The sequence below is a fragment of the Streptomyces sp. HUAS TT11 genome, from assembly GCF_051553595.1.
Taxonomy (GTDB): domain Bacteria; phylum Actinomycetota; class Actinomycetes; order Streptomycetales; family Streptomycetaceae; genus Streptomyces.
On the sequence record NZ_CP196188.1, the window covers coordinates 44,720 to 71,088 of the forward strand.

Sequence of the window (26,369 nt, forward strand, 5' to 3'; positions counted from 1 at the left end):
GACCGGGGAGGTCGCCGGGTTGGCGGATCATTCCTGCTCGGAGGTCGCGGCGAGGTGACGGCGGCAGAAATCGGCTGCCGTGAGGTGGGGCCTGTGCAGCGCATCGCTGTAAAGCCGCATCTCACGAGCCGCTCGGTCCAAGTGCTGCCAGAAACTGAGGGGCAGGTCGAGGTCGTCACCGAGATCGACCAGGCAGTCGAAGGCGAGTCCCAACTCGTTGTGCTCCAGGAACTCCAGCGTCGCTGAGAGATCGATGTCCGGCGGGCGTGTGAGGTGGGCTCGGGCGGCGTCGAGGTGGTGACGGGTGTGATTCCAACCGGCCTGCAGAGCCTCACGATCATCGGTCATGGCACCAGTGTTGCCGGTGCCCTGATCAAGGTCACGCGACTTTCGTTGGTCGTCCGCCCCAGCGCAGGCCCTTCTCACTGCGGATGCGAGCACGCTCCTTCCGCTGGGCGGCGAGGACATGAGGGTGCCGGGCATTCTTGTTGCGCCATCGCAGGTAGTGGCGGCCAGGAACGCCAGTCCGCTCAGTCAGGCGTGGTCGACGAGTTCTGCCTTGCCCCGCTGGCGGGCGCAGTGCGCACAGCAGAAGAACTGCCCGTCGGCTTGGAGGCCGTGGCCAAGGATGCGGCATTGGCAGTTGTCGCAGATCGGTGCCATCCGCTGGGCGGCGCACTCGAGGCTGTCGAAGGTGTGGACAGCTCCTTTGACGTGTACGTCGAATGACATCTCGTAGTCGTTGCCGCAGACCTCACACACGGCCATGGACGCCCATCTCCTCAACGCTTCTCGGACAGGACCGCTACCGATGCCAGCAACCGCCAGCGTTCCACAACGGTAGTGGAGAGAGACCACCCTCCTCGGGCGGCACCCTTGGCCTGCAGCCCGAGTGGCATACAGGAATCACTCGGCTGGGCGCGGCGGTACGCGACAGCCGCGCCGGTCCTGCCGATCTCATCCCGGACAGCGGGCGACACGGTACTGGCGCAGCCCGCGGGACAGCCACGAGCGCCCGTTCACCGAGCAACTGGACCTCGACAACGCGGCGGGCAAGGTCTTTCTGATCGTCACCGACGACCCGGACGAACACATTGTCATCCTTAGAGCTCGTAACACGATCATGAGTTGTGCTTCTTGAGGCGTCTCCGGTCCCGGGGGTTGCCGGTGAGGGGCACGATTAGTGCAGCGGCTGAGTCAATCGATAAGGTGCCAGGTCACGACCGCCCCCGTTCGATCCACGGGCCGGTCAGGCTCTGCCGCAGTTGGTGGCACCTTCACAGCTGCCGTGCTGATCTCTGCCTGCCCGGGCCCTGGGATACGGGGGCGATCCTCACGGCGGGGCAGTCGGGCCCCGGCCGACGGGCCAGGAGGAACGAGTGGCACAGATCATCGCCGAGGTCTCACGGACGTTCAACGAGTTTCTGCTCTTGCCGAACCGGACTCGGACCGACTGCTCGGCTGCGGCCGTTGACCTGCGCACGCCCCTGGTGCGGCACATCGCGGGCGAGCCGTCAGCGATCGAGCTGCAATCCCCGTTCACGTCCGCGATCATGCAGGCCGTCAGCACACCCGATCTCGCGATCGCGCTCGCGCGCAACGGTGGTCTCAGCTTCCTGCACCACAACCAGCCGATCCAGGACCAGGCTGCAGCGGTCCGGCAGGTGAAGAACTTCAAGGCCGGATTCGTCACCAGCGACACCAACGTCCGCCCCGACGACAGCCTGAGCTTCCTGGCCGACGTCATGCGCCGCACCGGTCACAGCACCGCCGTAGTCACCCACGACGGGACCGCCACCGGCCGCCTGCTCGGCCTGGTAACCTCCCGGGACTTCCATCCCCAGCGCCATGACCTGGACGGACCCGTCAGCGGCCGGATGACCGCTATCGCCGACCTGGCCCACGCCGGGCCCGACATCACGCTTTCCGAGGCCAACGCGCGGCTGTGGGACGAACGGCTGGACTGCCTCCCGGTACTGGATACCGAGGGTCGCTTGCAGCATCTGGTGTTCCGTTCCGACTACACGGACAACAAGCGCTTCCCGAACCAGCTCGTGGACGCTGCCAAGCGTCTGCGCGTAGGCGCGGGGATCAACACCCACGACTATCAAGAGCGCGTCCCGGCCCTGCTGGAAGCGGGCGTGGACGCGCTGTGCTTCGACTCGTCCGACGGCTACAGCGACTGGCAGGCACAGGCCCTGACCTGGGTGAAGAAGCACTATCCAGAAATCCCGGTCGGCGGCGGCAACGTGGTCGACGGCGAAGCATTCACCTTTCTCGCCGAGGCGGGGGCGGACTTCGTCAAGGTCGGGGTGGGAGGCGGCTCCATCTGCATCACTCGGGACCAGAAAGGCATCGGCCGCGGCCAGGCCAGCGCTGTGCTGGACGTCGCGGCAGCCCGCGATGCCTTCCGCGAACGCACCGGCGAGTACGTGCCGATCTGCTCCGATGGCGGGCTGGTGCACGACTACCACGTGGCCTTGGCGCTGGCGATGGGAGCCGACTTCGTCATGATGGGGCGTTACTTCGCACGCTTCGACCAGGCGGCCGGCGCGAAGCTGCCCACCCGTGACGGCTTCGTGAAGGAGTACTGGGGTGAGGGCTCGAACCGGGCCCGCAACTGGCAGCGCTACGGCCAGGGAGGCCAGGGCCTGGTCTTCGAGGAAGGCGTGGATGGTTACGTTCCCTACGCGGGCGACCTCAACGAAGGGCTCGCCCTGACCATGGCCAAGCTCAAGACCACGATGGTCTCCTGCGGCTCCAGTACCCTGCCGGCGTTCCAGTCCACGGCCCGGCTGACCCTCGTTTCAGACCAGAGCTTCCAGGAGAGCCACGCCAACGTCGCCCTGCGGGACACCCCGGGGGCGACGGTCTCCTGACAAGCTGCCGGGTTCCGACGAGAGAACTACTGGTCGGAGGGGAATAGTGCACGGCTGGAATGGCCCCCTCCCCCGGTGATTCTCGATCTGCACACAGGGTGCTGCCCCACTCCGCAGGAAGAGCTCGTAATCAAGCTCATTGAACGGCACTGGTCGGCCGTGACCGGTATGACGATTCGGCCGTTCGGGATGGTGTGACTGTCCGGCCGTGGATCGTGGACGATGCCCTGTGGGCGCTGATCGAGCCGTTGCTGCCGCCCTGGCCTGAGACGTCTCCTGGACCGCGGCCGGTGCCGGACCGGCTGTGCCTGCAGGGCATCCTGTACGTGCTGCACAACGACATTGCCTGGCAACTGCTTCCCCTGGAGCTGGGCTTCGGCTCGGGTCGGACCTGCTGGCGGCGGCTGGAGCGGTGGCAGAAGGCCGGGGTCTTCGACCAGTTGCACCGGACCCTGCTCGCCGAACTGAGCGCAGCCGATGCGTTGAACTGATCCTGACCTGCCCATCAGGGCACCGCTCGGCCTCGAACTGGTTCCCTTCGAATCCGTAACTTTGGAACGCGCTGAAGGAAGCCTGCTCGCCCTCTGTACCGACGGTCTGATCGAGGCCCGCGACCAGGACATCAGCGCCGGCATGAACCGTCTGCGCGCGGCCCTCGCACGGCCTCACCACACACTGGACGATCTGTGCTCTTCCACAGTCGATAGCTCCTCGCACGGACCCACGTGCTCAACGCAGACCAGGTTGCTTCTTGGCAGTTCCCCAGCGATCTTGCCGTCGTCAGCCGTGCCCGAACTCTCGCTGCCCGGCAGCTGAACCGGTGGGGACTGGAAGACCTAGGCCAGACCTAGTGCCGTGACCGGGTGGCGATCACGGTGGCGGCCGTGCCCGCCGTTCCGTACAGCGTGTACAGCAGACCCTGGCCCAAGAGGTCGCCACGCTTCACCTCCTGAGCGTATTTGAGCTGATCGTACGTGGCCGTGCCGGTCGAATCGCCGCCGTTGATGTTGTAGTCGAGCGTGCAGGTGTAGTGCGGCCGCATGCGGCCGGGGTGGTCCTCGCCGTCCTCGTCCAGCTGGACCCCCGGGCAGTCCGGGACGCCGTAGGCCGCCCCGGCCCTCAGCAGGGTGATCACCCCCCACGCCAGCGGGACCAGGAACAATGCGATAAACACTCCGCGCAACCTCATTGCGGCACCCTAGCGCCGTGCCCGTTTCTCGGGCCGCCGCACCGTCAGCGGCCCCGGCGCATGACACCGGCGAGCGCGCCTCGATCCCCGGCAGCGTCCGCGCCGCCCATCCTGCCCCCTCATCCTCAACTCCAGCCAGAGCGTGGGAGAAGGGGGCGTAGCGGAGATGCCAGCGGCCCGACCACGCCGTACGCCCGTGGTGAACTGGTAGGACTCCAGGACATCGTGAGGGCCTGCGCAACATCGACGACCCGGCCTGGTTCACGTCCGTCGCCGTCCTGGACGAAGGGCTACGAGGTCGTCCGCCGCGATACCACCCGCCGCGAACATGACGTCGTCACCGAGACCAGCATCAATCGGATCACCGCTACCTCACCATCTGGATGGCCACCCGCGACTTCCCCGGACGACCCACCCATCCCACCAGCAACTTCTATAACACGGCCTCGTCACTCAACTGTCCCGCCGATGGGGTACCCGCCACATCCCGGACGGCAAAGTCATCTGGGTGGATCAACAACTGCCAGCCCGCGCGTGAAACCACCATGAAGGCGCGCCAGCGCAGCCAGCCGTCAAGAAGCGAGGCTGTGAGCAGCATGGATTCACCAAGCCAGGATTGCGTCAACTCTTATCGAGCCCGAGGTCGTTAGCGCTCGCAGACAATCAACATGCGGGTTCGATCTGTGCGGGGCTGAAGTTCGTGAGGTGTCGGCGACGGCTGAATTGTGAGCCGCTGCCGACGGACGAAAAGTGACCCCCTGCGTCTTTCGATGTTGGTCATTCCCCGGCGTTCGCTGCGGGAACCCGTCCGAGGTCGCGGCCGCGCATGCGGTAGCTGTCGCCCTTGAGTGAGATGACTTCGGCATGGTGAACGAGGCGGTCGATCATGGCGGCTGCGACGGTGTCGTCGCCGAAGACCTCGCCCCATCGTCCGAAGGGTTTGTTGCTGGTCACGATCACCGAGGCCCGTTCGTAGCGGCCCGAGATGAACTGGAAGAACAGATTCGCGGCCTCGGGTTCGAAGGGGATGTAGCCGACCTCGTCCACGATGATCAGCGGGGTACGACCCAACCGCGTCAATTCATCGCTGAGCCTGCCCACTTGATGTGCTTCAGCCAGGCGGGCCACCCACTGAGCGGCGGTGGCAAAGGCCACCCGGTGGCCGGCCTGGCAGGCCCGGATGCCGAGCCCGGTGGCCAGGTGAGTCTTGCCGGTGCCAGGCGGCCCCAGGAAGATGACATTCTCCTTGCCGACGACGAAATCCAGCGTCCCCAGGTGGGCAATGACCTCGCGTTTCACAGACCGCTGGTGATCGAAGTCGAAGTCCTCCAGAGACTTGCGGGAAGGGAAGCGGGCTGCCCGGATACGTCCCTCGGCGCCATGCGAATCGCGGGCGGCGACCTCCCTCTGCAGGCAGGCAGCCAGATACTCCTCGTGGCTCCAGTCCTCGTCACGGGCCCGCTCGGCAAGCCGGATGGCCGCATCCCTCAGGGCCGGGGCCTTCAATGCCTTGGTCAGATAGACCAGTTCGGAGGAGACATCACGGCTGTTCACCGTCTGCTTGGCGGCCATCACGCGACTCCCTCGCCCCTGCTGAGGCCGCCGTCGATGACACCGAAGATCCGGTCATAGGTGTCCAGCGACCGCTCTTCGACTTCCGTGGTCATCGTCGGTGCCGCCTTCTTGCCGACGGCCGCCTTGCGGGCGGCAGCGGCAGCCGCCGCGTGATCGGGGTCGGTGATGGTCTGATGGCGGGCCCAGCTGCGGGCATGCCGGGCGACCTCGACGCCATCGCAGGTCACCAGGACCTGGTCCAGGTCCGCGGCAACCTCGATGCGGCGGCCGACGGCCAGCGGATGGACCGAGTAGTCGCAGGTGTCCAGGCGGACATAGTGATCCCGCGGCAGCCGCAGCGATGCCTTCCACCAGCCCGGCGGGGCGATCGGCGGCAGCGTGAGCATGCGGGAGCGGTCGGCCTCCAGCCGGTCCGACGGACGGGCCTGCAAGATGCGGTGGATACGCCGGTTGGCCCTGGTCAGCCAGTCGGCGAGCTGAATATTGAAGTCCGCCGGAGAGGTGAACACCCGCCCGGGCAGAAATGACGTCTCCAGATAGCCGTTGGCCCGCTCGACCAGCCCCTTGGCCTCTGGGTCGCGTGGCTTGCAGAGCAGGAACTTGATGCCCAGCAGTCCGGCGAACGCTGCGAATTCGTCGGTGAGTTGGGGGCCACCGGACCGCCATGAGCCGACGGCTCCCTCATTGTCCCAGACCAGCACCCGCGGGACGGCTCCCAGCTCGGTCAGCAGCCGCCAGTGCCCGGCGATCAGGTCGGCCGCTGACCTGGAGGGCAGCATCCGGGCGGTGATCCATCGCGAGTAGCCCGCGACCATGACCAGCACCGGCGGCCGCCCCACCTGGCCGAAGCCGAGCGGGATGTCGGCGGGCGGGAACCACAGGTCGCACTGGCCGATCTCGCCGGGCTCATAGACCGTCCGCGAGGCCGGATCCGCAGGCCGGTAGGCTGGCCGCAAGTCCCGAATACGGTCCTTGAGCACGGTCAGACCCCGGTCCCAGCCGATCCGCTCGGCGATCACCGTCGCCGGCATCTCGGGCCACTGCTCGAGTAGCTCACGGATCTGCGGCTCGACCACGTCCACGATCGAGCCCTTCGGCGCCCGCTGGTACTTCGGCGGCGCGTCGTCCGCGATGGCCCTGCGGACGGTGTTCCTCGAGATCCCCAGCTTCCTCGCGATTGCTCTCACCGGCATCTGCTCGGCCCGGTGAAGCCGACGGATCTCCGCCCAATCCTCCACGCTGATCACCACTCCTCCCGGCCTGACTCAACGAGCCAGACCACTGGAGGGGGTCAACTTTCAAGCGTCGCTACTGGTCCACTTTTCAGCCGTCGCCGACAGTGAGGAACACGGTGACGTCCGCGGGCTGTGCGGAACCTGGCTGACGAGGGTTGGCACGGTCCCAACCGCGGATGTGCGCCGCGGAGAGCCACCCCAATCCGGCTCGCGCGACGGACGTGGAACCGAACTCAACAACGCGGCGATGGCGATCTGGGCCAACTTCGGCGAGCTGACGATCAACTCACCTGGACTGCGTCCCCGCCTCATTGACCCCGTGGACGCCTATGAGGGACCCAGTCGGACACTGTGGCCTGAACGCACCCGGCCCGCCGGCCCCCAATGATCTGAGGGCCGACGGGCCATCTGTGGCAACGTCTCCCGACATAGTGCATGCCGACTGTACGGGGGACATCAGGCTCTAGGAGAGATTCAGACCTTCCACACGTCTGGTCCGCCTCCACACCACCCGATCAGCTCACCGACCTACTCGATCGGGTCCTCGGCCGCCGGATCCACCTCAGTCAAACCTTTGATGCCCGCCCGGCAAAAGAGCCCGCTGAGATCGTGCAGACTGTACGCCCTGCCAAGGATCACACCGTCGACGCGCACCCGAGGACCGCCCTACCCCCGAGACGGACGAGGAGCTCGCACCTGGCCCAAAAGCCCATGGCCGGCCCCGCGCCGTAACAGGGTCAGTCCGCCTCCGAGTGCCGGGCCTGCTTCTTCACATCCGCCTCAACAACGTTCCGGGCCACGCCTTCGTCCTTGGCGTACTCGGTGATCGCCGCCTGTACGTCCCGCCCAAGGTCACGCCAGGCGCGCCACGCGGTCTCGTACGTACCGGTCTGCTGCTCGCTCCACAGCTCCGCGGTCGGGGACCCGTACGTGTCTCGGAGCTGTTCGACCTGGACCTGCGCCTTGTCTGCCGCGCGCTGCTTCTCCACGAGTTCGTCAAAGGTGTGTGCCACGCGGTCGGACTTTACGTCCGAGGTACGACTACGCCCCATCTCGACACGGCGAGACGGGGCGCGGCATAAGGGCTAGCAGAGGTTCCGTGTGGGGAACGCGAATTGCCTTCATGACGGTGGTGAGCTGCATGCAGTCGTTGGGGGTCTGGCCGATGATGACGAAAGCAAGCGGGCGGGAGGGCGTCGCAAACCAGGCGGATTTTGCAGGTCGGGTGTGTGGGCGACGACGCCCTCTGGGGCGTCAACCGCCGGAAGAAGGGAGCTGGCAGCACTCAGGTCGATACGCGCGGCCCGCCCGGACGGTGCCCCGATCTGCGTCATCTTGGACAACCTCTCCGCCTACAAAGGCGACACGATCCGGCGCTGGGCGAAGAAGAGCCGGGTCGAGCTGTGCTTCACCCCGACCTACGCGTCCTGGGCCAACCCGATCGAGGCCCACTTCGGGCCGCTGCAGTTCACTGTCGCCAACTCCCACCACCGCAACCACACCGTCCAGAGCCGGGCCCTGCACGCCTACCTGCGCTGGCGTTACAAGAATGCTCGGCACCCCGACGTCCTCGCCGCGCAGGGAAGGAGCGTGCCCGCATCCGCAGGGAGAAGGGCCTGCGTTGGGGCGGACGCGCACGGGCAACTGCAGCGTGACGCCAGACTCGGCCAGCGCCCGGGAGCGCACGATCAAGCCTCAGCCCGGTACTCGTCCAAGAGACGGAAGAACACCGCCAGCAGGTCCTCTCCATCGGCATGCCGTTCAATGGCATCAGCCCAGCCACAAGACATCGACCAGCCGCGGCGAGTGCGCAGCCACTCGGGAGCACTAGCGAGGTCGGGTTTCGTCGATGCCCGGAGTTCGAGCAGGTGTGGCTGGACTCCTCAGTTGATTGGATGGGGGGTGGGGCGGGTGGCGGTGTCGGGCCGGATCGTTAGGCTGGCGAGGTGGTACAAGACCATGCGGCTGGTTTGGCGGACGGCATGGTTGTTGGAGTAGAGGCCGCGGATGGTCTGCTCGGGACCCAGGGCCTGACGGACCTGGCGCTCGATCAGGCAGAACACCATCAGGGCCAGGCAGATCACGGTGATCAGGGCGGCGATGCTGCGGTCGTTCTGCAGGAGCACGGGTGCGACCGCGAGGGGCCTTTGGAGTCGTGGTAGCGGCGTTCGACCACTCCCTGGCGCTTGTACCGCAGTAGCACCTGCTCGGCGGTGAGGTTGGTCAGCACGCGTACCAGCCGTCGGTCGGTGGCGGCCTGGGCGTCGAGGACGTCCTGGGCGAAGTGCCACTCGAGGGTGGGGCAGCCCTCGGGGTCGGTGCCGATGGTGGTGCTCAGACAGTCCTCGACCCGGAATCAGTCCGCATCGCGTTCCCGGGGCATGTCGGGTTCCTCGTGGTGGATGCCGCGCAGGTGCAGGACCTCGCCCAGGGTGCCCCATTCGTCGCCACCGAGCTTGGTGAGCGGGCGGAGCAGCTCGACGCTGGGACGGCCGTCGACGATGTAGTCCTTGTCCACTACGGCATGTACCACTTGTCCGAAGATCAGTGTGGAATTGCCAAGGCGCAGGGTGGTGTGCGAACGGCACTCCAGGACCACAGGGGAGACGGCCACCCTGGGCGGCCGAACGCATCTGCTGGCCTCGCGCTCGACGCCCGCGGTCTCGAACTCGCTGACCGACCGGGGGAAGGTAATGGCGGTGGCGTTGATCAACTCCAAAAGCGATTCGGACGAGAAGTTGAGTACGAATTCCCCGGTGGCCTCGATATTGCGCAGGGTGTCCTTGCGGCCGATCGATGTGAACCCTACGACCGGGGGATCGGTGCTGGCGATGCTGAAGAAGGAGTGCGGGGCGAGGTTCGCGATGCCTTCGTCCGGGGTGACCGTGGAGACCCAGGCGATCGGGCGGGGAACGACGACCGATGTCAGGAACCTGTAGAAGTCCGCCCCGTCCATCACCTCGGGGTCGTATTCGATGCGCATAGAGTCAGTATCCGTATAAACACCCTCTGAAGAGCCCGCGGCGCAGCACTTCGGAAGGCCATGTCGGCCAGATGGCGGCTCGAACATGAACGGCCGCACTAGCGACCGTCAAAGATTGACGTCGACCAGTTCAAAGCTCTCACTGTCACGTCCGGTGGCACTGTTGCTGCAAGCCTGCCGGGTGTCATCAGCGCCGGCTCCGGGCGGGCGACCGCTTGGCGTCGCGCTCGTCGGGCTTTTCTTCGTATTCCTCTTCTTCCTCTTCGTCGTTGCCCTCATTGTCTTCCTCGCCCTCCGGTTCCTCTTCGTCGAGCTCCTCTTCCTCGTACTCGCCCTCCGGTTCCTCTCCCTCAGGTTCCTCTTCCTCGTACTCGCCCTCGGGTTCCTCTTCCTCAGGCTCTTCCTCGGGCTCCTCTTCCTCGTACTCGCCCTCCGGTTCCTCTTCCTCCTCGGCGATGGCATCCTCGTGCGTGCGGACTACCTCGCCGTCGCGGATCTCGCCGCGCCAGCTGTCCTCCGCCTCTCCCTTCAGGGTGATGAAACGGACGAAGTTCTTGAGGTCCAGGCGAGTCCGGCGGCCCTGAGCGCGCCAAATGTTGCCGGTCTTCTCGAAGAAGCCGCTGGGGTAGTACTCGATGAGCAGCTCGATCCGCGTCAGGTTCTCGGCGAGCGAGTGGAAGGAGACGACGCCCCTTGTCGTACCCTTGGCGCCCTCAGACGTCCAGGAGATGCGGTCGTCGGGCACCTGCTCGTTGGTCTGGGCCTTCCAACTGCGGTTGGACCACCACACCTTGGCCTGCCAGTCGGAATGGGTGTCGTCGGCGCGGCTCGCGCTCTTGACGCCTTTCGCGAAGGTGCTGAAGTCCTGGTACTGGGTCCACTGGTCGTAGGCGGTGCGCAGCGGCACACCGACATCGATGGACTCGAGAATGACGATGGGCTTGCTGCCCGCACGGCCCTTGCGCTTGCTCTTGCCGCCGGTGACGCTCTGGACGGCTTCGCCGATTTTCTCCTTGGCCTGGCCTGCGCCCGTTTCCATGAGGGCGCGCAGCGGCCCCTTGCCCTCGACAAGCTTGCGTCCGCCTTCCAGGGCCATCTTGGTGAGGCCAGGGCCGTTGCCCTCGGCGATGTCGGTGAGCTTGCTGGTGGCCTCGCCGAGCTTGCGACCCGCGCCGGCGAGCATCCGCTGGCCCTGAGCCGCCAGGTAGCTCTGCAGCTCCTTCTTGAGGTGGTCGACCGCTTCGCTCTGGGCGAGCTGAGACAGTCCGCCCTTCGCCTTGCCGTTCCCGGATGCGACGGTGTCTGCCATCGTCACCGCCCCCTCTCCCCCGCCGACCCGCTGGTGACGCGACGCGCGCCGCCCTTCGTGGTGGCGGCCTTCCTCGCTGGAGCCTTCTTTGCAGGGCCCTTCTTTGCAGGGGCCTTCCGGGCGGTCGCCGAGGTCTTCTTGGCCGGAGCCTTCGCCTGCGCCTCGCGTGGAGCCTCCTCGCCCTGGGAAGCCTCGCCACTGCCCTCCTTTTCCTCCTCTCCCGCTTCCTCTTCTTCGTCGTGGAGGCCGGACAGGTCGGAGGTCGCCGGTACACGACCGGAGATCTGCTCACGCGCGCGGTCCGTACGGCCGTGCAGCCGCTTTGCAAGGCCCTCGAGCTGTCGCTCGACCAGCGGTCCGGAGGCGGCCTCGCCCACTCCGCGCAGGTCCTGGCGCAGCTGGTCGCCGATCTCCTTGAACTGCGGATTGTTTCGCAGTTGCTCGCTGATCAGATCTGCGACGCCCTTGGGGCTCAGATGCATCCGTTTTCCGGCGACCAGCGAGCCCACGGCACATGCAAGCTTCATCTTCTTTGTGCGTCCGAGGACGTACCCGGCCCCTACGGCGAGGCCCAATGCCAGTCCGTTCATCGTGTCGTCCTATCGACCGTTTCCGATGTATGGCCCTGCCGCTCCCAGTCAGGGTCGCGCGGCTTAGGCGGTCACGTCTCTCCCCTGACGGTGCTTCGCGCCAGTGCCGCGGCAGCAACAGAGCCTTTATGAGCAGCCTCTTGGGTTGCTTCTCCCCCGACACCCGTGCTCGTCGACATGGGCTCGGCAGCGCCGCAAGCTCGACTTGTACGGCGGCAGTGGTCCGTTCACCTCGCGCTGCGAGGGGCGGACAGCTCTCGCGGGCCTCTCTTTTTCCACGGCGGCCAGGAACTCACCGGCCGAGGCCTGAGTCACCAAGAAGGAGAGGTTGACCGGTCAACAGGTGGACTCGGGGCCGACGCTGGCGGCGCCGGCAGCCGGTTCCAGCATGCTCTGAAGCTGCGCAGCGTCCTCCTCCTGGACACGACCTTTTAAGCGAGTGCCCAGCGTCTCCCGTGCAAACACCGCGAGACGTGGTGGGCCTATTCGGCACGGTGGGGTTTGTGAGGAGTGACGCGCAGGCGGGCCTCGGTGGGTAGAGGGGGCAAGCCGGTGGACTGGTGGGCAGTGCGCAGCGGGCCCTTGCAGAGGGTGTTGAGGACAGCCTCAGGTGTCCCCTGAGGGGTGAGGGTGAGGATGATGTGGGCACGCGGGTGGGCAAGTCGGCCTGTGATGCGGACATTCGCGTGCTGGACTCCGGGGAGTGCGCCGGCTTCGGCGGCGATGGCATCGCTGAGCGTGCGGGCGCGCAGTTCGACGCCTTCTTGCGGGGGGCTGCCGACGGGTATCCCGCCCTGGTGACGCCGGGACAGTTGGGCCAGTAGCCACCACAGGGCGAGCGCGGTGATGAGGACGAGGGCGGCAATGACTGCAGGCCACCACCACCAGCCCTGGCTGCTCCAGCGGACTCGGTCGGCGGAGCTGAGCAGGATGTCATCCGGGGTGGTGAGGGGCCAGCCGGCCGGCGGTGCCAGGTTGTGGCTTGAGTAGAGGTCGAGCCCGGCGGTGATGATCAGCAGTCCGCCGCCGAGCAGTACCAGCCCGATGAGGGCCAGCAACGTCCGGTTGAGTACGGGTCGCGGCGTCATGGTGGCAGCTCCGGATACTGGTTGTCGCTCAAGCGTTGCGTTGCCGCACACGTACGACGAGGCGGGGGGTATGGGTGAGGGCGAGTTGCTCGCGTTCCTCGTTCAGGACGGCGGTGAGGTCGGCCTTGACGTGCTTCGGATCGCGGAAACGGACGTCCGCGCGGGTTTTGATGCGGTGGCGCCGCACTCGAACGTGGGCTGCGCTGACGCCGGGGACCCGCATGGCGGCGTCGCGCAGCAATGCAGCGGCACCGTCTCGGTTCAGTGAAGCCCGTAGTCGGGCGGGACACTCGGCAGGCGAGCGCAGGGGGAGCCAGTGGCGTAGGCCCGGGCTGAGTGCCAGGGCGATCAGCCAGATGCCGATGGCGGCGGCCACGGCGGCTCCGGTGAGCATCCACACGTCGTCCACCGGGCGGGTGGCCAGCTCGTCGGCCAGATGCTTGCGCCAATTGGCCGCCTGGCGTCCTGCTCGTACAGCCAGGACGTCGATCAGTGTTGCGCCTGCCGCGACAACGATCGCCGCGGCTACCACCGCGGCCGGAATGCGGCGCGCGGACCACGGACGGTGTGTGGTGTGCCGCCTGCTGTGGTCGTGCGCTGCCGTATCCGGCCGGGGTGCGTCGCGTTCGGGCGGTGCAGGCCCGATCGGCTTCTGCTCCGGCGACACGGTGTTGCGACGCGCCATCGGCAGGGGGCTTGGAGCGGGAGGGCCCGGGTGGGGTGTCATTGCCGGTCCTCCTTCGTGTGAGTGCGCGGCTTGCTGTACGACGCAATCTGGCAGGCTCACCGGACCCGTCCCCGGTTCGCGGCCGTCACCAGGCGCCGGACGGTCAGGGTGACCTCTCCGACGTGCAGGCCGGTCAGCTGAGTCACTCGCTCGGCGACGTCGTGCTGTATCCGCTCGCAGAGGGAGGGGAGGTCTGCGGGATAGGGCAGGTCAAGCGCCAGGTGCAGGCGCACCCGTCCCGTGTGGGAGGCCGCGGAGGCGCTGGGCACTGACGATCTGCCCCGCTCGGGTGGTAGAGCGGCGCGCCGGGATTGGGCCGCACGTGCGGCCCGAGCGGCGATCCGGGCGACCACCTTGTCGGGTATGACCGTGGCACCGCGCTCGGCCGGGGGTGGCAGGCCAGCGGTTCGCGGCGATGGCGGCGGTCCGCTGCCGGTGGATACGGCGGAGCCGGGGCGGGCATTCACTGACGCCTCCGTGAGCGGAGGGCAAGATCCAGGTCTCCTTGCACGGCGAGGCCGGCCGTCAAACCGGCCACGCCCAGAACCAGGACCAGCAGGAACGCCCAGAAGCCGCCGAAGTAGCCTGCGAAGCCCAGCGCCATGCCTGCTGCCAGCCCCGTAATCGCTGTGTTCATCTCGCACTCACCCTCTCGCGAGCACCCTCACGTCCCGTCGGCGCCACGGACGCCCGGCGGTCACCTCACGCGCCCCTCGTCCGATTCGGACTCGTCCTCCTCGTCGGGCAGGTGGACGTCGTCGACGGTGATGTTGACCTCGACGACCTCCAGTCCGGTCATCCGCTCCACGGCGCTGATCACGTTGGTGCGCACGTCACGGGCGACGTCGACGATGCAGACGCCGTACTCGACGACGACGTCCAGGTCCAGGGCGGCCTGGCTCTCCCCGACCTCGACCTTCACCCCTTGCGCGACACTGCCGCCCGGGCCGGGGACGCGTTCGCGCACCGCGCCGATGGCACGGGCCATGCCCGCCCCGAGGTTGTGGATGCCCGGTACCTCGCGGGCGGCCATGCCCGCGATCTTGGCGACCACGCCGTCTGCGATGGTCGTCTTCCCTCGGGTCTCCGCCGGAGCCTCGGCCCCGGGATGGCCCTTCAGCGCGCTCACGCCCGCTTCCGGCCGCCTGTCCAAGCCGATGCTGGTGCTGTTGTCGGTCATGGCGGTCGCCTCGATCGGTCGGTCGGACCGGGCATCATGTGATGCCCGTCACAAGGTTGGACACCTCGCAAGGCGTACTCCTCACACCCATTCGATGTGACGCACATCACATTCATCGGATCGGGTACCTGACCGTCGTGGGACCGGCGCACAGGAGCCGCATGATGGAACGGACCGGGTTCCCGCAACTGGAAAACGACCTGCCGGACGGGCTGCTGGCCGTGCGGGCTGCCGAGGGAGACGACGACGCATTCGCTGTTCTCGTCCGGCGCCACAGCCGTGGCCTGCTCGGCCTCGCCTGTTACATGCTCGGCAACTCCCAGGACGCCGAGGAGGCTGTTCAGGACGCCTTCGTCAGCGCCTGGCGTTGCCTGCCGGAATACCGCCACACAGCGGAGTTCCGCACCTGGATATACCGCATCACCGTCAATCGCTGCCTGACCATGCTGCACCGCCGGACGCCGCCCCTCCCTCTGGACACCGTCGCCGAACCCGCGGCGGGCGACGAGGCGAGCTCGCCCGCTCGAGCCGCGGAGGACGACGCAGAAGCGGCCGCCTTGATGTGCGCGCTCGGTGAGATGGATGCCGGACTGCGTGTCTGCTGGATCCTGCGGGAACTGCAAGGCCTGTCCTACAGGGAGATCGCCCAGGTGACGCAGACCAGCGAGCAGACGGTGCGGGGCAGACTGTTCAGGGCACGTCGGCTGCTGAAGGAGGCGATGGCCCCATGGCGCTAGACGATCCGCACGCACAGCCTTCCGAACCACCAGCAAACGACGGGCCTCACGACGACCCCGCCACCCGCGACGCAGCCCCGTTCGCAGGCGACCAGGCACTGCCCTGCGGCCGCCTGCTCAGCAAGGCTTGGGAACAGGCACAGGACGCGACACCGACCACCGACCCGCACGCCGCCTCATGCCCCCACTGCCGCGAGGCCGTCGAGGGGCTGGCCACGTTGAACGCGGCCACGCGGGCGCTGCGCGCCAAGGACCCTCCCGGCCTGCAGGCGCTCGCCCGCCGTGTCATGGACATCGTCCGGGCCGAGGTCCGGCTCGGACGGCTCCTGCCCCTCGCCGACACGGCCCTGGACCTGCGGATCGCCGAGAGCGCCGCGGCGAAAGTCCTGCGGCGGGCCGCAGACGCGGTACCGGGCGCCAGGGCCGCAACCTGCCGGCTCGCACCCGAAGGGGAGGGAACCGGCGTGCAGGTGACCATGACCCTGGCCGCCGCCCTCGAGCGCCCACTGCCCGACACGGTCAATCAGGTCCGTCGATCGATCATCCATGCCGCCGAACAAGCCCTGGGACTGGCCGTGACCACCGTCGACATCATTGTGGTCGACACACTCGAGCCCTTCCCTCCCCCGGCAACAGGCTCCGCAGAAGCCCCAGAAGGTGAAGCGTGATGGCCGCCACCGCTACGTCCCCTCCCCCTACCGTCGCAGCCGAGGCGGCCCTCGCGGTTCCCGGGGTGGCCGGCCTGCAGCCCCGCCTGGCCCGCCGCTTGGCAGCAGCCGCCTTGCCCACCCGCCCGGAGACAGCGGGACACATGCCGCCAGAAGCAGGCGTGCGCACCGACCCGCTCCCTGACGGCTCGGGATGGCACATCGAGGTGCGCTGCGTCCTGGTCGAAGGCCACAGAGCGGTAGACGCAGCCCGGAACGTCCACAACCAGGTACGGGCCACTGTCCTGTCCTACCTCGCCGCCCACGGCGCCCCAGTAGCGGTCACCGTCACCGTCACCGTCACGGTCACCCGCATCGCCGCACGGGACCACACAGCATGAGCGCCCCAACGCGACGTCCCGGGGCCAGACGCCGATGCGCGCCGTCACTGTCCCCGACGTTGTTCGCCAGCACCCAGGTTCTGGTCTGCGGCGGCTCCGTTTGATGAAAGTCCTGCACACTCCGGACGCGACGCCAGCGGCCCCGGGAACCGTGTGAACTGGCCCCAAAGATGCGGTTGTTGTCCCGAGCGGGCCTCGGCATGGCGAATGCCGCATTCCGTGAATCGGCGCTCACCCATCACCTCTCCGTGATGGAGCCCGGCCGGGATCCATGTCGCGATACAGCGCGCCGCTGCCTGCGTCGCGCGGAGACGTTCCACCGGACCAGGACGGAAGCATGTCGGGAGAGATATCGCCCACTGGGAAGTACTCCAGCCCCGGCTCGTCGCCCCAACTGCGGGCCTCCCATGCGGACCGGGACCGGGTGGTCGATGTACTGCGTATCGCGGCGGGGACGACCCTTTGACCGCAGACGAGTTGGACGAGCGCCTGGAAGCTGCCCTGTCGGCGCGGACTCTGAGCGAACTGGCCGTGCTCACCGCCGACCTGCCGGCCGTGACCACCGCCGCGAACGGTACCGCGGCAGAGGTCAAGGACGTCGTCCGGATCGAGCAGGTGTTCAGCGCGCGGTCGAGCGGACGGGCCGGTGGGTGCTGCCGCGGCGGCTGGAACTCGCGGTGACCTGGTGCGACGTGACGCTGGACTTCACCGGGGCCGTGATCACACAGGACACCCTGCGGATCGACGTGGCCATGGCGGGGAAGAGCCTGACGCTGATCACAAGGCCGGGCGTCGAGATCGATGTCGACGGCCTGACCCTGGCCCCTGCAAGCTCAGACACCGCCGCACGCAGACACCCACGGACACACCGACCACGCTGCGCGTGGAGCTGGCCGGCCAGAAAACCCACGGCAAGGTGGTAGTGCGGCCCCCGTGTCGGACGTTCGGGCAGTGGCAGCTGCGCAGGCCCGCGTCCTCAGGCTGAGCCATGCTCGGGCGCTTCGCTCAATCAGGAGTCAGAGGCGCTCGTTCGAATGCCGTAGCCCGCAAGGCCTTCTGCCAGAAGGACAGCTGACTCATCGATCCAGGCCTCAGTGGATGGCCCGTCACCGGCATGTGGAGTCTCTGCCACTGCAGTGGCAGAGACTCCACACATGCCGGTGGCTGCTCGACCATCCGCATTCCACCGCAGCACCACCAAGCGATGCTATGGCTTGCTTTGCAAGCATCACGCGACGCCTTCGCCTCCCGTCTCAGCCGGGGACGTCACAAAATGGATGCGCGGGCCGGGCACCCGGGGGGGGTGGAGCACCCGGTCCGCGTGGCGACCGTAACAGGAGGGGCGAGCACGTTGCGGATGCCGTGCCCTACCGGCGATTCGCGGGATGGTCCAGTGGGAAGACAGGTTCGGCGTTCGCCCCTCGGGCAGGGCAGATGCGGATGCTCACGCCCTCCGCACCCCGAAGTCGTACGGAGGGCGTGAGCCGGTGCGCGGGCAGCGAGGGCCGTAGCCGGCAGGCAGAACAACATGGACACCGGCGACCTGCGGCAGGCTCCTCAGCGCAACGTGTACTTGTCTGTCGGCGCGGGTCATTGAGCCCGCAACCGGCAGCCTGGAATCCGGGCCCCCTGGGGCAGCTTCGGCTGGCTCTATCGTGACGCCGTCAGCCTTCCGGCGCATCTCAAACGGGCGGCACAGCCCCGCTGTCCGCGGTGGGCTGAAGCCGCACACCGCCTCACCCGTTTGGACCGGAAATGGCGGCCATTAGCACCCCGTCCACGTCTTCGAACGTGCGCTGCTACTGATGCTGCCGCGTCCCGCACAGAGCGGAATGCGGTGTTCAGCCATTGCACCGAGTGGACTGTTCCCGGACCTGTCGCACGGGCCCGGGAACAGCAGTGGCACTTCTGGCCCAGGGCTTGGCGTGCGTGCCATGACACGGAATCCGCCCCCGCAATCGGCTGCGGCCATCCGGCTATTGAGCGATGCCGCTGCGGCCGCGTCGGGTCCGTTGCGGACTCACACGGGTGTCACGGATCGCTGTACCTCACTTGCCCGCCGCGGCGAAAGCGTCACGGGCTCGATCCAGCAAGGAGGCGAAGGGACCCAGCGTCCATTGCATGGGCGGCGAGCCGGCCGCAGTGGGGTGAGGGTGAGTCGGAGCGATCCGCTCGGCACTCACCAAACGGCGGCCCATGGCCCGCCGCTGCTCGGGGGTGCATCCGACTGCCAGAGCCGTGAACTCCTCCATTTCCTCATGGTCTGCGTGCGCAAGGACGTCCTGCTCGAACTGGGCGAACTGTGTCTCGAATTCGGAGCTGGAAAGATCCATCTTCTCCAGCTGGACCAGCACCTTGTTGGCGTCCTTCTCCTCAGCGTTGCGCGCCTCGGCCTCCTCTTCGCCGGCGGTCTTCTTGGCCGCCGGCCGGACAATCATCTCCTCGGCCGTCTCGTGAACCGCCAGCAAACCCCTCAGTTCGTCGAAGGCGTCCTTGCGGCGGTCACCTTCGGCGCCTTTCACCACACCGAAGAGCGCCCTGATGCGGACATGCTGTTGAAGAAGAATGCTCAACACGTCATCGTCAGCCAGCTGCGGCGCCCTGCCATGCCGGGGATCGTCGTCCATCCCGGGATACCGCGCGGTCATGATCGTTCCCTTTCCTAGACACCGCTGCCCGGGTCACCCTGGACCGTCGCTGCAAACGCGACCTTCCGGCCCGGTGCGGTGCCTACGCAGTGGAAGCCGACCCGTTCAGGCAAGGACAGCCACCGCCGAGTGCTGCAGCCCGCAAAATCAGCGATGCCTTCAAGCGAACCACTGGCCGGGCAGGCCCTGTCGCTAACCGTGTCGCCGCTGCCGTGCATGTTGGCAGGTGCCGGGAGCGCGGCTCATCCACGCGTGGTCCGCTCAGGAATGGGGTGACGAGCGGGAACTGGTTGAGGCGACTACACACCCCGCGACACGGTCGACCACCGCGGCGCCTGGAACACACGACAGGACGCCCCGCGCGGTAGTCCGGGCCGCCCTACGAAGCAGTGCCTGTTCCGCCGACGTATGTTGAGGCTCGCCCCGTACCGGAACTGCCTGCAGCACGTCAAAAACCTCGCTCCTCAGGGAGCGAAAGTCCAAGGGCTCGCATGACCTGCGGCATGACCGCCGAGGGGTGCCCGCTGGCCACCCACCGGTAGTGGGTCACCATCATCACGTCGTCGACGCTGTCTCGCACGAACCCGTCCACGATGCCCGGGCTGCCCGCACGTTCGAGCACCATGACCTCGCCGGGTTCCAACTCGTTCGTGATCTGCTGGTGGCCCCCTGTATCGGAGCACCCCGAGAACGTGCAGACCCAGTGAACCATGGTGACCTCCTGCCGGAAGCAACGAAGGCTTCACCGATCGGTCAGCCATCAGCGAGAAGGAACCATCAAAAGAGCCTAAAAAGGCTATAAGAGGTCGGCATATCCGCGGTTCAGGGGTGTGGATCTCCCCATCCATTTGATGGGCGGCCGTCACGCTGCGCGAGACGGGCGTCTGCACGTCCGGCTCGTTGGCCGCGAGGTTGTGGCCCGTCGGTGCGCCCCCAAAACACGTCTGCGGCAACGACTCGATCAGGTCGTCGGCCAACACCTCGGCCGGCAACTCGATGCCGGCACGCGGGAGGACAGGCCACCGCGCACATGGCGAAGCCCCCTGCAGAGCCCGAGGGCTATGCAGGGGGCGCAACATGTCGCTGTCGGCGCGGGTCCGTGAAGGGGGGGTCCGCGCACCCCAGTCACCCATCAGGATTGCGCGGCTTGCGTTCCGCCGCATCTCGATCAGGTGAGCGCGCCTCCCACCCGATCGCGTGGCAACAACGGATGAGAGGCGGGCCCTGCGTGGACTTCCGGCAACCTGAGCGTGAGGGAACACCAGGTCGCGGCGCCACGACCAGCCTTGATCGGCAGCACGACGGCAGCCACTCAGGGCCAGCCAAACGGGGACGGCGGCCTGAACCCGCGCCCCCGCCTCGTCGTCTTCTGGACAGCCGCAGATTGCGACACCGACCCGGACTCAAGGCCCTCACCCCCTACCATCACGCACCTCCGGCCCAGACCGGCCGCCTGTGCCCGGCCCACTGCATCGGCGAGGACGTGGAAGGATCAGTAGGGTCGTCGGCGTGCGTGATGTGCGGGTGGTATTGATCGGCGGGACGTCGAACGTCGGAAAGTCGACTGTTGCCCAAGTGGTGGCGGAGAAGCTCGGGTTCGAGTGCCTGAGCACTGACGGGCTGGCCCGGCACCCTGGGCGACCCTGGAGAACCCCGGAGCGGGAGGTGCCGGCGCACGTCGCCGAGCACTACGGATCACTCACGGTCGGCGAACTGATCACGTCTGTTCTCGGCCACTACGAGCGGCTGTGGCCCCGCATCGAAGAGCTGATCACGGCCCATGCAGCCGAGGGCAGTGGCAGGACGGGCCTGGTCTTGGAGGGGTCGGCGCTCTGGCCCGTCCGCGTCGCGCGGCTGCAGGTCTCGCGCACGGCCGCCGTGTGGCTCACCACCGACGACGCCCAGGTACGCGCCCGCGTTCATGCAGCGGGCCGCTATGAAGCAGCCACAAACGAGGAACAGCACCTGATGGACAAGTTCCTGGCCCGCACTGAGCGCTACCAGATACTCATGATCGATGCCATCGCCAGGCTGGGCCTGGATCGCATCGACGCGAGTGGCGGACAGTCCGCTGCAGAACTGGCTGACACCGTGCTCGCGGCAGCCGATGCGCAGACCACGGTGGGACGGTGGTCCGCCGGTCGGTGACCACTCGGCGGATCGGCAGGTCCCGGCATCAAGCCCCTCACCCGTTCGTATGGAAACGATGAGTGAGCTGCCGGGGTGGCTCGCCGCATACCCCTGTTCGTCGCTGGCGAAGCCGGTCGTAGGCCCCGACCGCTCCTGCCAGGGTGTGCGCCATGCCTACAACACCGGATGGACGACCCATCCCGCCCGCGCATGCCGACGAGCGCGCCATGTTGGAAGCGTGGCTCGACTTCCACCGTGCCACTCTCACCCTCAAATGTTCAGGCCTCACGGACAGTCAGTTACGGCTGGCTTCAGCCGCGCCGTCGTCGATGACGCTGTTGGGCCTTGTCCAGCACATGGCCGAGGTGGAGCGCAACTGGTTCCAGCGCGTGTTCGCAGGCCTCCAAGTGCCCCCGGTCTTCGGGGAAGGCAACGGCGACGGGTTCTCCGTGCAGCCGGACCGAGGACTCGCCGAGGCCACGGCGGCCTGGCAGGCAGAGATTGCTCACGGCCGCGAGCTCGTCGCCGACGCGCTGCTGGACGATTCCGGCTCGTTGCCCGAGCAAGAAGCTCATCATGTAGGCGACCAGGGCGTCTCCCTGCGCTGGATCATGGTGCACATGATCGAGGAATACGCACGTCACAACGGTCATGCCGATCTCATCCGGGAGCGCATCGACGGAGTCACCGGAGCATAAGGCGAGATCACGCGACCGGAAAAAGGGCCACTCAACGGACGAATGCGCCCGCCGTGCTCCGCCGGGCCCGGCATTTGTGAAACCGGCATTGCGATCATGTGGCAGGCCTTGGGGAAGGCTGGCGCAGAACGCGATCACGGCCGAAGAATCTCTCCTGGCCCTTGATCCTCCGATACCGAGACAGGGGCCTTGGTACACAAGTCCGCCGCCGCCTCAACCGAGCGCGCGTTCCTGCCTGTCAGAAAGCACCACGACCATGCCCAGACCCGGCACATCCCCGCCGGTCCTGTGTGCGGCCACCGCTGCCGCATACCGCTCCTGCACGAAGGCGGCCCCATGGTTCGCCATGTGATACGCAAGGCTGCAGGGTGGCTGGCGTTGATCGTCGTCGCCACGAACGTGACGTATGTGCTGGCGGCGTGGTTCCTCGATCCGAGGTCGAACTATCGGGGTCTGCGGCCGGTCCGCACAGAGCAGCAGATCGACCACGCCCTGACGCCGTACAACCTGGATCCGCGGGTTCCGCTGGCGGACCGGTGGTGGCACTGGTTCAGCGATGTGGTCCTGCACTTCGACTGGGGGAAGTCCCCGGTCGGGGCGTCGGTCAATTCGGAAATCGGCTTCCGGGTCCTGGTCAGCGGCCAGTTGGTCACCGCGGCCACGCTGCTGTCCGTGGTGGCGGGTGTGGCGCTCAGCGTGTTCACCGCATCCCGGCAGTACGGCTGGTGGGACCGGATCACTCAGCTCGTCTCTGTGTTCCTGTTCAATGTCCCGGCGGCCGTCGCTGCGCTGGCGGTTGTCTTCGCCGGAATCTGGCTGAACCAGCACCTCGGGTGGCGTTTCCTGTATGTCGCCGGGGAGGCGTCGCCGACCGTCAGCGGGCTGTGGCCGACGGTCGCCGACCGGTTCCAGCACCTGATCTTGCCGACGCTGAGCCTGACCCTGCTGGGCTACGTCGGTTACCACCTGACACAGCGTTCGCTGCTGCTGGACAGTATCAATTCGGACTTCGTGCGCACCGCCCGTGCCACCGGGCTGACACGCGCCCAGGCGATCCGCCGGCATGCGCTGCGTGCCTCGCTGATTCCGACGGCGACGTCGGTGGCATTCAGCATCCCGGCTATCTTCACCGGCGCGGTGATCACCGAGACCGTCTTCGGTTGGAACGGGATGGGCCAGTACTTCGTCCAGACCATCGCCAAGAACGACGTGCATGGCGCCGTGGCCGTGGCAGCGTTCGGGGCGGCCATGACGGCCATCGGGGCGGTCCTGGCCGATGTCGCGGTCGTCCTCCTCGACCCCCAGGTGCGGGTGAGCTGACGTGGCGACCACGGTGCCCCCATTGCCCGAGCCGCTCGATCCCGGCGCGGCCAACCGTGTTCTGACCCCCCGGCTCGGCAGCGGCCGACTGTACTTGCGGCGGTTCGCCCGTAACCGCGGAGCCCTGCTGGGAGTGGCGCTTTTCGTGCTGCTGGTGCTCTTCAGCGTGTTCGGCGGCTTGTTCACGCGCTTCGCCTACACCGATGCGGACTTCGCGGCACTCACCCAACCCCCGAGTGCGACGCACTACTTCGGCACCAACCAGGGTGGCAACGATGTCTACGCCGAGGCCGTGCACGGCCTTCAGCGCTCTTTGGTGATCGCGGTCAGCGTGTCGGTGCTGACGATCGTGCTCGCCGCCGTCATCGGTGCGGGTGCGGCATATTTCGGCGGACGGGTCGAGAAGCTGACCTTGATGGTCATCCACTTCCTGCTCGTCGTGCCGTCGTTTTTGATCCTCGCCCTCATCTCTCACCACCTCGCCGGGGACTGGCGCGTGCTCATCCTGGTGCTGACCGTGTTCGGGTGGATGTCGACCGCGCGAGTGGTCTGGTCCCTGTCCACCTCCCTGCGTGAGCGGGACTACGTGCTGGCCGCCGAGTTCATGGGGGTGAGGCCGTGGCGGATCGTCATGCGGCACATCATTCCCAACCTTGGCTCCCTGCTCATCGTCAACCTGACCCTTGGAGTCGTCGCCACCGTGCTCAGTGAAACCGCTTTGTCCTTCCTTGGTTTCGGGGTGCAGACACCAGACGTGTCGCTGGGCACGATGCTCGCCGACGGCTCCGGCACCATCACCAGCGCGCCGTGGCTGTTCGGCTACCCGGCCGCCCTGGTGGTGCTGTTGACGGTGTCGATGACGCTGGTCGGGGACGGACTGCGCGACGCGTTCGACCCGACGTCGACCACCGCGGCGTTGGGGGGCCGACGATGACGTTGACTACCGCGGGGATGCACCCGGCGGCAGAATCGGCGGCACCGGCGCCGGTGCTGTCCGTGCGGGACCTGAGCATCTCCTTCCCCTCCGAAGCCGGCCCAGTCCAGGCTGTACGCCAAGTGAGCTTCGACGTCCTGCCCGGTCAGACGCTCGGCATCGTCGGCGAATCGGGGTCGGGCAAGTCCGCGTCGGCCATGGGCATCATGGGGCTGCTCCCGGAGACCGCCCACGTGTCGGGCAGGGTGCTGCTGGGCGGCCGCGACTTGGTCGGACTGAACGACCGGCAACTGTCCGCGGTGCGCGGCAAGGGCATCGGCATGGTCTTCCAGGACCCGCTGTCCGCGCTGACCCCCATCTTCTCGGTCGGCAGGCAGCTGTCCGACGCGCTGCGCGTGCACCAGTCCCTGACGAAGCAGGTCGCATGGAACCGTGCAGTGGAACTGCTGGACCTGGTCGGGATCCCCGACCCACAGCGCAGCGCCCGATCGTTCCCGCACGAGTTCTCCGGTGGCATGCGCCAGCGCGTTGTGATCGCACTGGCGATGGCGAACTCGCCGTCGGTCATCGTCGCCGATGAGCCCACCACCGCCCTCGATGTGACCGTGCAGGCTCAGATTCTCGGCGTGCTGCGGACCGCGCAGGCCGAGACCGGTGCAGGCATGGTCCTGATCACCCACGATCTGGGGGTGGTCGCCGGGTACGCCGACGAGGTCGCCGTGATGTACGCCGGGCGGATCGTGGAGCGGGCGGGCGCCAAGGAGCTGTTCGGGCGTCCGACGATGCCTTACACGATCGGGCTGCTGGGCGCGGTGCCACGGCCCCAGGCGCGGGCGGATCGGCCGCTGGTGCCTATCACAGGTGAACCGCCGTCACTGGTCGAGCTTCCGCCAGGGTGCTCGTTCGCGGACCGCTGCCCGGCAGCGGTCGACGCATGCCGCACGCAGGAGCCGGCACTGGCCGCGGTCCCCGGGTACGGGCAGGTCGCCTGCCTGCGCGCCGGCGACATAGCCGACGGCCATCTGGCGGCAGACTCGCTGTTCCCGGCCGTAGCGGACTCCGAAGAGCACGGCGGCGCCGGATCCGGCGGCGAGGTGGTGCTGCGGGTCGCCGGCCTGGCCAAGACATTTCCCATCACCAAAGGCGCTCTCCTCAAGCGCCGTGTCGGCACGCTGCACGCCGTCAGCGACGTCGGCTTCGAACTGCGGGCCGGCCAGACCCTCGGCCTGGTAGGCGAGTCCGGCAGCGGAAAGACCACCACACTGCTGGAGATCATGCGGCTCCGGCAGCCCGAGGGCGGTCGGATCGAGATCGCGGGCACGGACGTCGCCACTCAGGGCTCCCCCGAGCGGGCGCGAGAGCTGCGCCGCGCCGTGCAGATCGTCATGCAGGACCCCACGGGCTCCCTCGACCCGCGGCTTTCGGTCTTCCAACTGCTCGCCGAGCCGCTGCAGGCCGTGGGCGCAGACCGGGAGACGATCCGAGCCCGGGTGAGCGAACTCCTCCACCTGGTCCAACTGGACGCATCGGTGACGGACCGCTTCCCCGCGGCCCTCTCCGGCGGTCAGCGTCAGCGGGTAGGTATCGCCCGCGCGCTGGCAACCGAGCCGCGGATCGTGGTCCTGGACGAACCCGTGCACTGGATGTGTCCGTGCAGGCCAGCATCGTCAACCTGCTCACCAAGCTCCAACGCGAACTGGGCCTGGCGTATCTGATCGTCGCGCACGACCTCGCCGTGATGCGGCACGTGTCCGACCGCATCGCGGTCATGTACCTCGGGCACATCATCGAAACCGGCGACACCGAAGACCTCTTCACCAACCCCCGGCACCCGTACACCGAAGCCCTGCTCTCGGCAATCCCGGTTCCCGACCCGCAGCTCGAGCGCTCCCGGGAGCACATCGTGCTGGAGGGCGAGCAGCCCAGTGCGTCGCGCCTGCCATCAGGCTGCGTCTTCGTCGACCGCTGTCCGCTGTACCGGCTGCTCGACGACGGGCTGCGACAGCGCTGTCGCACTGAACGCCCGCTGCTGGGCTCAGCAGGGCCCGGCTCCGGCCACCGCCACGCCTGCCACGCCCGCTGATCGAAGCTCCTTTTCC

The 26,369-nt window shown here is 67.5% G+C and carries 29 protein-coding genes and 4 pseudogenes; 14 read left to right on the forward strand and 19 right to left on the reverse strand.

Going from position 1 to position 26,369, the window contains the following annotated elements; genetic code table 11:
• Positions 1-27: 27 nt before the first annotated feature.
• The 3 genes and pseudogenes from ACSHXN_RS47730 to ACSHXN_RS47740 all read right to left on the reverse strand — a co-directional run bounded on the left by ACSHXN_RS47730 (position 28) and on the right by ACSHXN_RS47740 (position 768).
• Positions 28-348 carry a MafI family immunity protein gene (locus ACSHXN_RS47730; protein ID WP_355140691.1) on the reverse strand — a complete coding sequence of 107 codons (321 nt, stop codon included), beginning with the start codon at positions 346-348 and terminating at the stop codon, positions 28-30.
• 31 nt (positions 349-379) lie between these two features.
• A pseudogene (locus ACSHXN_RS47735) lies at positions 380-505 on the reverse strand (IS630 family transposase); the annotation flags it as partial.
• A gap of 29 nt (positions 506-534) precedes the next feature.
• Positions 535-768 carry a hypothetical protein gene (locus tag ACSHXN_RS47740; protein ID WP_355140692.1) on the reverse strand — a complete coding sequence of 78 codons (234 nt, stop codon included), beginning with the start codon at positions 766-768 and terminating at the stop codon, positions 535-537.
• A gap of 611 nt (positions 769-1,379) precedes the next feature.
• Between ACSHXN_RS47740 and ACSHXN_RS47745 the strand changes: the two genes are divergently transcribed.
• The 3 genes and pseudogenes from ACSHXN_RS47745 to ACSHXN_RS47755 all read left to right on the forward strand — a co-directional run bounded on the left by ACSHXN_RS47745 (position 1,380) and on the right by ACSHXN_RS47755 (position 3,695).
• The gene (locus ACSHXN_RS47745) at positions 1,380-2,879 is read left to right on the forward strand and encodes an IMP dehydrogenase (protein ID WP_356296910.1); all 1,500 of its coding nucleotides are present in this window, start codon (positions 1,380-1,382) and stop codon (positions 2,877-2,879) included.
• A 194-nt stretch (positions 2,880-3,073) separates the two neighbouring features.
• Positions 3,074-3,367: pseudogene (locus ACSHXN_RS47750) on the forward strand (transposase); the annotation flags it as partial.
• Between the two features lie 64 nt (positions 3,368-3,431).
• On the forward strand, positions 3,432-3,695 hold the full coding sequence (locus ACSHXN_RS47755) for a SpoIIE family protein phosphatase (RefSeq protein WP_355140695.1): 264 nt from the start codon (positions 3,432-3,434) through the stop codon (positions 3,693-3,695).
• Positions 3,696-3,726: 31 nt separating this feature from the next.
• Here ACSHXN_RS47755 and ACSHXN_RS47760 read toward each other — a convergent pair whose 3' ends face one another.
• From ACSHXN_RS47760 to ACSHXN_RS47780, 5 genes are all read right to left on the reverse strand, one after another.
• Complete coding sequence (locus ACSHXN_RS47760) at positions 3,727-4,053, reverse strand: hypothetical protein (protein WP_438307131.1); 327 nt, start codon at positions 4,051-4,053, stop codon at positions 3,727-3,729.
• Positions 4,054-4,501: 448 nt separating this feature from the next.
• Entirely contained in the window at positions 4,502-4,666 is a 165-nt protein-coding gene (locus ACSHXN_RS47765) for a hypothetical protein (RefSeq protein ID WP_438307132.1), read from the reverse strand.
• A gap of 179 nt (positions 4,667-4,845) precedes the next feature.
• Complete coding sequence (gene istB / locus ACSHXN_RS47770; RefSeq protein WP_355140599.1) at positions 4,846-5,640, reverse strand: IS21-like element helper ATPase IstB; 795 nt, start codon at positions 5,638-5,640, stop codon at positions 4,846-4,848.
• Positions 5,640-6,890, reverse strand: coding sequence for an IS21 family transposase (gene istA / locus ACSHXN_RS47775; protein ID WP_355140598.1), 1,251 nt, complete (start codon positions 6,888-6,890; stop codon positions 5,640-5,642). Before istA ends, istB begins: the two co-directional genes overlap by 1 nt.
• 725 nt (positions 6,891-7,615) lie before the next feature.
• Positions 7,616-7,891 (reverse strand): hypothetical protein, encoded by a 276-nt coding sequence (locus tag ACSHXN_RS47780; protein ID WP_438307133.1) that lies wholly within the window; start codon positions 7,889-7,891, stop codon positions 7,616-7,618.
• Positions 7,892-8,101: 210 nt separating this feature from the next.
• Between ACSHXN_RS47780 and ACSHXN_RS47785 the strand changes: the two are divergent.
• Positions 8,102-8,533: pseudogene (locus tag ACSHXN_RS47785) on the forward strand (transposase); the annotation flags it as partial.
• 228 nt (positions 8,534-8,761) lie between these two features.
• Here ACSHXN_RS47785 and ACSHXN_RS47790 read toward each other — a convergent pair.
• From ACSHXN_RS47790 to ACSHXN_RS47830, 9 genes are all read right to left on the reverse strand, one after another.
• Entirely contained in the window at positions 8,762-9,004 is a 243-nt protein-coding gene (locus ACSHXN_RS47790; protein WP_438307134.1) for a hypothetical protein, read from the reverse strand.
• A 230-nt stretch (positions 9,005-9,234) separates the two neighbouring features.
• Positions 9,235-9,861 (reverse strand): flavin reductase family protein, encoded by a 627-nt coding sequence (locus ACSHXN_RS47795; protein ID WP_438307135.1) that lies wholly within the window; start codon positions 9,859-9,861, stop codon positions 9,235-9,237.
• 187 nt (positions 9,862-10,048) lie between these two features.
• Positions 10,049-11,170, reverse strand: coding sequence for an SRPBCC family protein (locus tag ACSHXN_RS47800; RefSeq protein ID WP_438307136.1), 1,122 nt, complete (start codon positions 11,168-11,170; stop codon positions 10,049-10,051).
• 2 nt (positions 11,171-11,172) lie between these two features.
• Positions 11,173-11,760, reverse strand: coding sequence for a DNA primase (locus tag ACSHXN_RS47805; protein WP_438307137.1), 588 nt, complete (start codon positions 11,758-11,760; stop codon positions 11,173-11,175).
• A gap of 482 nt (positions 11,761-12,242) precedes the next feature.
• Positions 12,243-12,848 (reverse strand): alkaline shock response membrane anchor protein AmaP, encoded by a 606-nt coding sequence (locus ACSHXN_RS47810; protein ID WP_438307138.1) that lies wholly within the window; start codon positions 12,846-12,848, stop codon positions 12,243-12,245.
• A 28-nt stretch (positions 12,849-12,876) separates the two neighbouring features.
• Positions 12,877-13,575: a DUF6286 domain-containing protein gene (locus ACSHXN_RS47815; RefSeq protein ID WP_438307139.1), complete on the reverse strand. Its 699-nt coding sequence runs from the start codon at positions 13,573-13,575 to the stop codon at positions 12,877-12,879.
• Between the two features lie 56 nt (positions 13,576-13,631).
• Positions 13,632-13,844, reverse strand: coding sequence for a hypothetical protein (locus ACSHXN_RS47820; protein ID WP_438307140.1), 213 nt, complete (start codon positions 13,842-13,844; stop codon positions 13,632-13,634).
• 194 nt (positions 13,845-14,038) lie between these two features.
• Complete coding sequence (locus ACSHXN_RS47825; RefSeq protein WP_331263117.1) at positions 14,039-14,212, reverse strand: hypothetical protein; 174 nt, start codon at positions 14,210-14,212, stop codon at positions 14,039-14,041.
• 60 nt (positions 14,213-14,272) lie between these two features.
• The gene (locus tag ACSHXN_RS47830; protein ID WP_438307141.1) at positions 14,273-14,755 is read right to left on the reverse strand and encodes an Asp23/Gls24 family envelope stress response protein; all 483 of its coding nucleotides are present in this window, start codon (positions 14,753-14,755) and stop codon (positions 14,273-14,275) included.
• Between the two features lie 161 nt (positions 14,756-14,916).
• Between ACSHXN_RS47830 and ACSHXN_RS47835 the strand changes: the two genes are divergently transcribed.
• The 5 genes from ACSHXN_RS47835 (at position 14,917) to ACSHXN_RS47855 (ending at position 17,221) form a co-directional block, all read left to right on the forward strand.
• Positions 14,917-15,492 carry an RNA polymerase sigma factor gene (locus ACSHXN_RS47835; RefSeq protein WP_438307142.1) on the forward strand — a complete coding sequence of 192 codons (576 nt, stop codon included), beginning with the start codon at positions 14,917-14,919 and terminating at the stop codon, positions 15,490-15,492.
• Positions 15,483-16,160: a hypothetical protein gene (locus tag ACSHXN_RS47840; RefSeq protein WP_438307143.1), complete on the forward strand. Its 678-nt coding sequence runs from the start codon at positions 15,483-15,485 to the stop codon at positions 16,158-16,160. The genes ACSHXN_RS47835 and ACSHXN_RS47840 overlap by 10 nt, the downstream gene beginning before the upstream one ends.
• On the forward strand, positions 16,160-16,540 hold the full coding sequence (locus ACSHXN_RS47845) for a hypothetical protein (protein WP_438307144.1): 381 nt from the start codon (positions 16,160-16,162) through the stop codon (positions 16,538-16,540). Before ACSHXN_RS47840 ends, ACSHXN_RS47845 begins: the two co-directional genes overlap by 1 nt.
• Positions 16,541-16,877: 337 nt before the next feature.
• Complete coding sequence (locus ACSHXN_RS47850) at positions 16,878-17,006, forward strand: hypothetical protein (protein ID WP_438307145.1); 129 nt, start codon at positions 16,878-16,880, stop codon at positions 17,004-17,006.
• Entirely contained in the window at positions 17,003-17,221 is a 219-nt protein-coding gene (locus ACSHXN_RS47855; protein ID WP_438307146.1) for a DUF1707 SHOCT-like domain-containing protein, read from the forward strand. The genes ACSHXN_RS47850 and ACSHXN_RS47855 overlap by 4 nt, the downstream gene beginning before the upstream one ends.
• Positions 17,222-18,588: 1,367 nt before the next feature.
• On the opposite strand, the gene ACSHXN_RS47860 is transcribed toward ACSHXN_RS47855, so the two are convergent.
• Positions 18,589-19,188, reverse strand: a complete 600-nt coding sequence (locus ACSHXN_RS47860; RefSeq protein WP_438307147.1) for a hemerythrin domain-containing protein — start codon at positions 19,186-19,188, stop codon at positions 18,589-18,591.
• Positions 19,189-19,636: 448 nt separating this feature from the next.
• Positions 19,637-19,900 carry a hypothetical protein gene (locus ACSHXN_RS47865; RefSeq protein WP_438307148.1) on the reverse strand — a complete coding sequence of 88 codons (264 nt, stop codon included), beginning with the start codon at positions 19,898-19,900 and terminating at the stop codon, positions 19,637-19,639.
• Positions 19,901-20,706: 806 nt separating this feature from the next.
• On the opposite strand from ACSHXN_RS47865, the gene ACSHXN_RS47870 reads away from it, so the two are divergent.
• The 5 genes and pseudogenes from ACSHXN_RS47870 to ACSHXN_RS47890 all read left to right on the forward strand — a co-directional run bounded on the left by ACSHXN_RS47870 (position 20,707) and on the right by ACSHXN_RS47890 (position 26,353).
• Entirely contained in the window at positions 20,707-21,336 is a 630-nt protein-coding gene (locus ACSHXN_RS47870) for a hypothetical protein (RefSeq protein WP_438307166.1), read from the forward strand.
• 152 nt (positions 21,337-21,488) lie between these two features.
• Positions 21,489-22,016: a DinB family protein gene (locus ACSHXN_RS47875; protein WP_438307149.1), complete on the forward strand. Its 528-nt coding sequence runs from the start codon at positions 21,489-21,491 to the stop codon at positions 22,014-22,016.
• Between the two features lie 336 nt (positions 22,017-22,352).
• Positions 22,353-23,336: an ABC transporter permease gene (locus ACSHXN_RS47880; protein WP_438307150.1), complete on the forward strand. Its 984-nt coding sequence runs from the start codon at positions 22,353-22,355 to the stop codon at positions 23,334-23,336.
• A gap of 13 nt (positions 23,337-23,349) precedes the next feature.
• On the forward strand, positions 23,350-24,270 hold the full coding sequence (locus ACSHXN_RS47885; protein ID WP_438307167.1) for an ABC transporter permease: 921 nt from the start codon (positions 23,350-23,352) through the stop codon (positions 24,268-24,270).
• Positions 24,267-26,353 (forward strand): annotated as a pseudogene (locus ACSHXN_RS47890) (dipeptide ABC transporter ATP-binding protein). Before ACSHXN_RS47885 ends, ACSHXN_RS47890 begins: the two are co-directional and overlap by 4 nt.
• Positions 26,354-26,369: the final 16 nt, after the last annotated feature.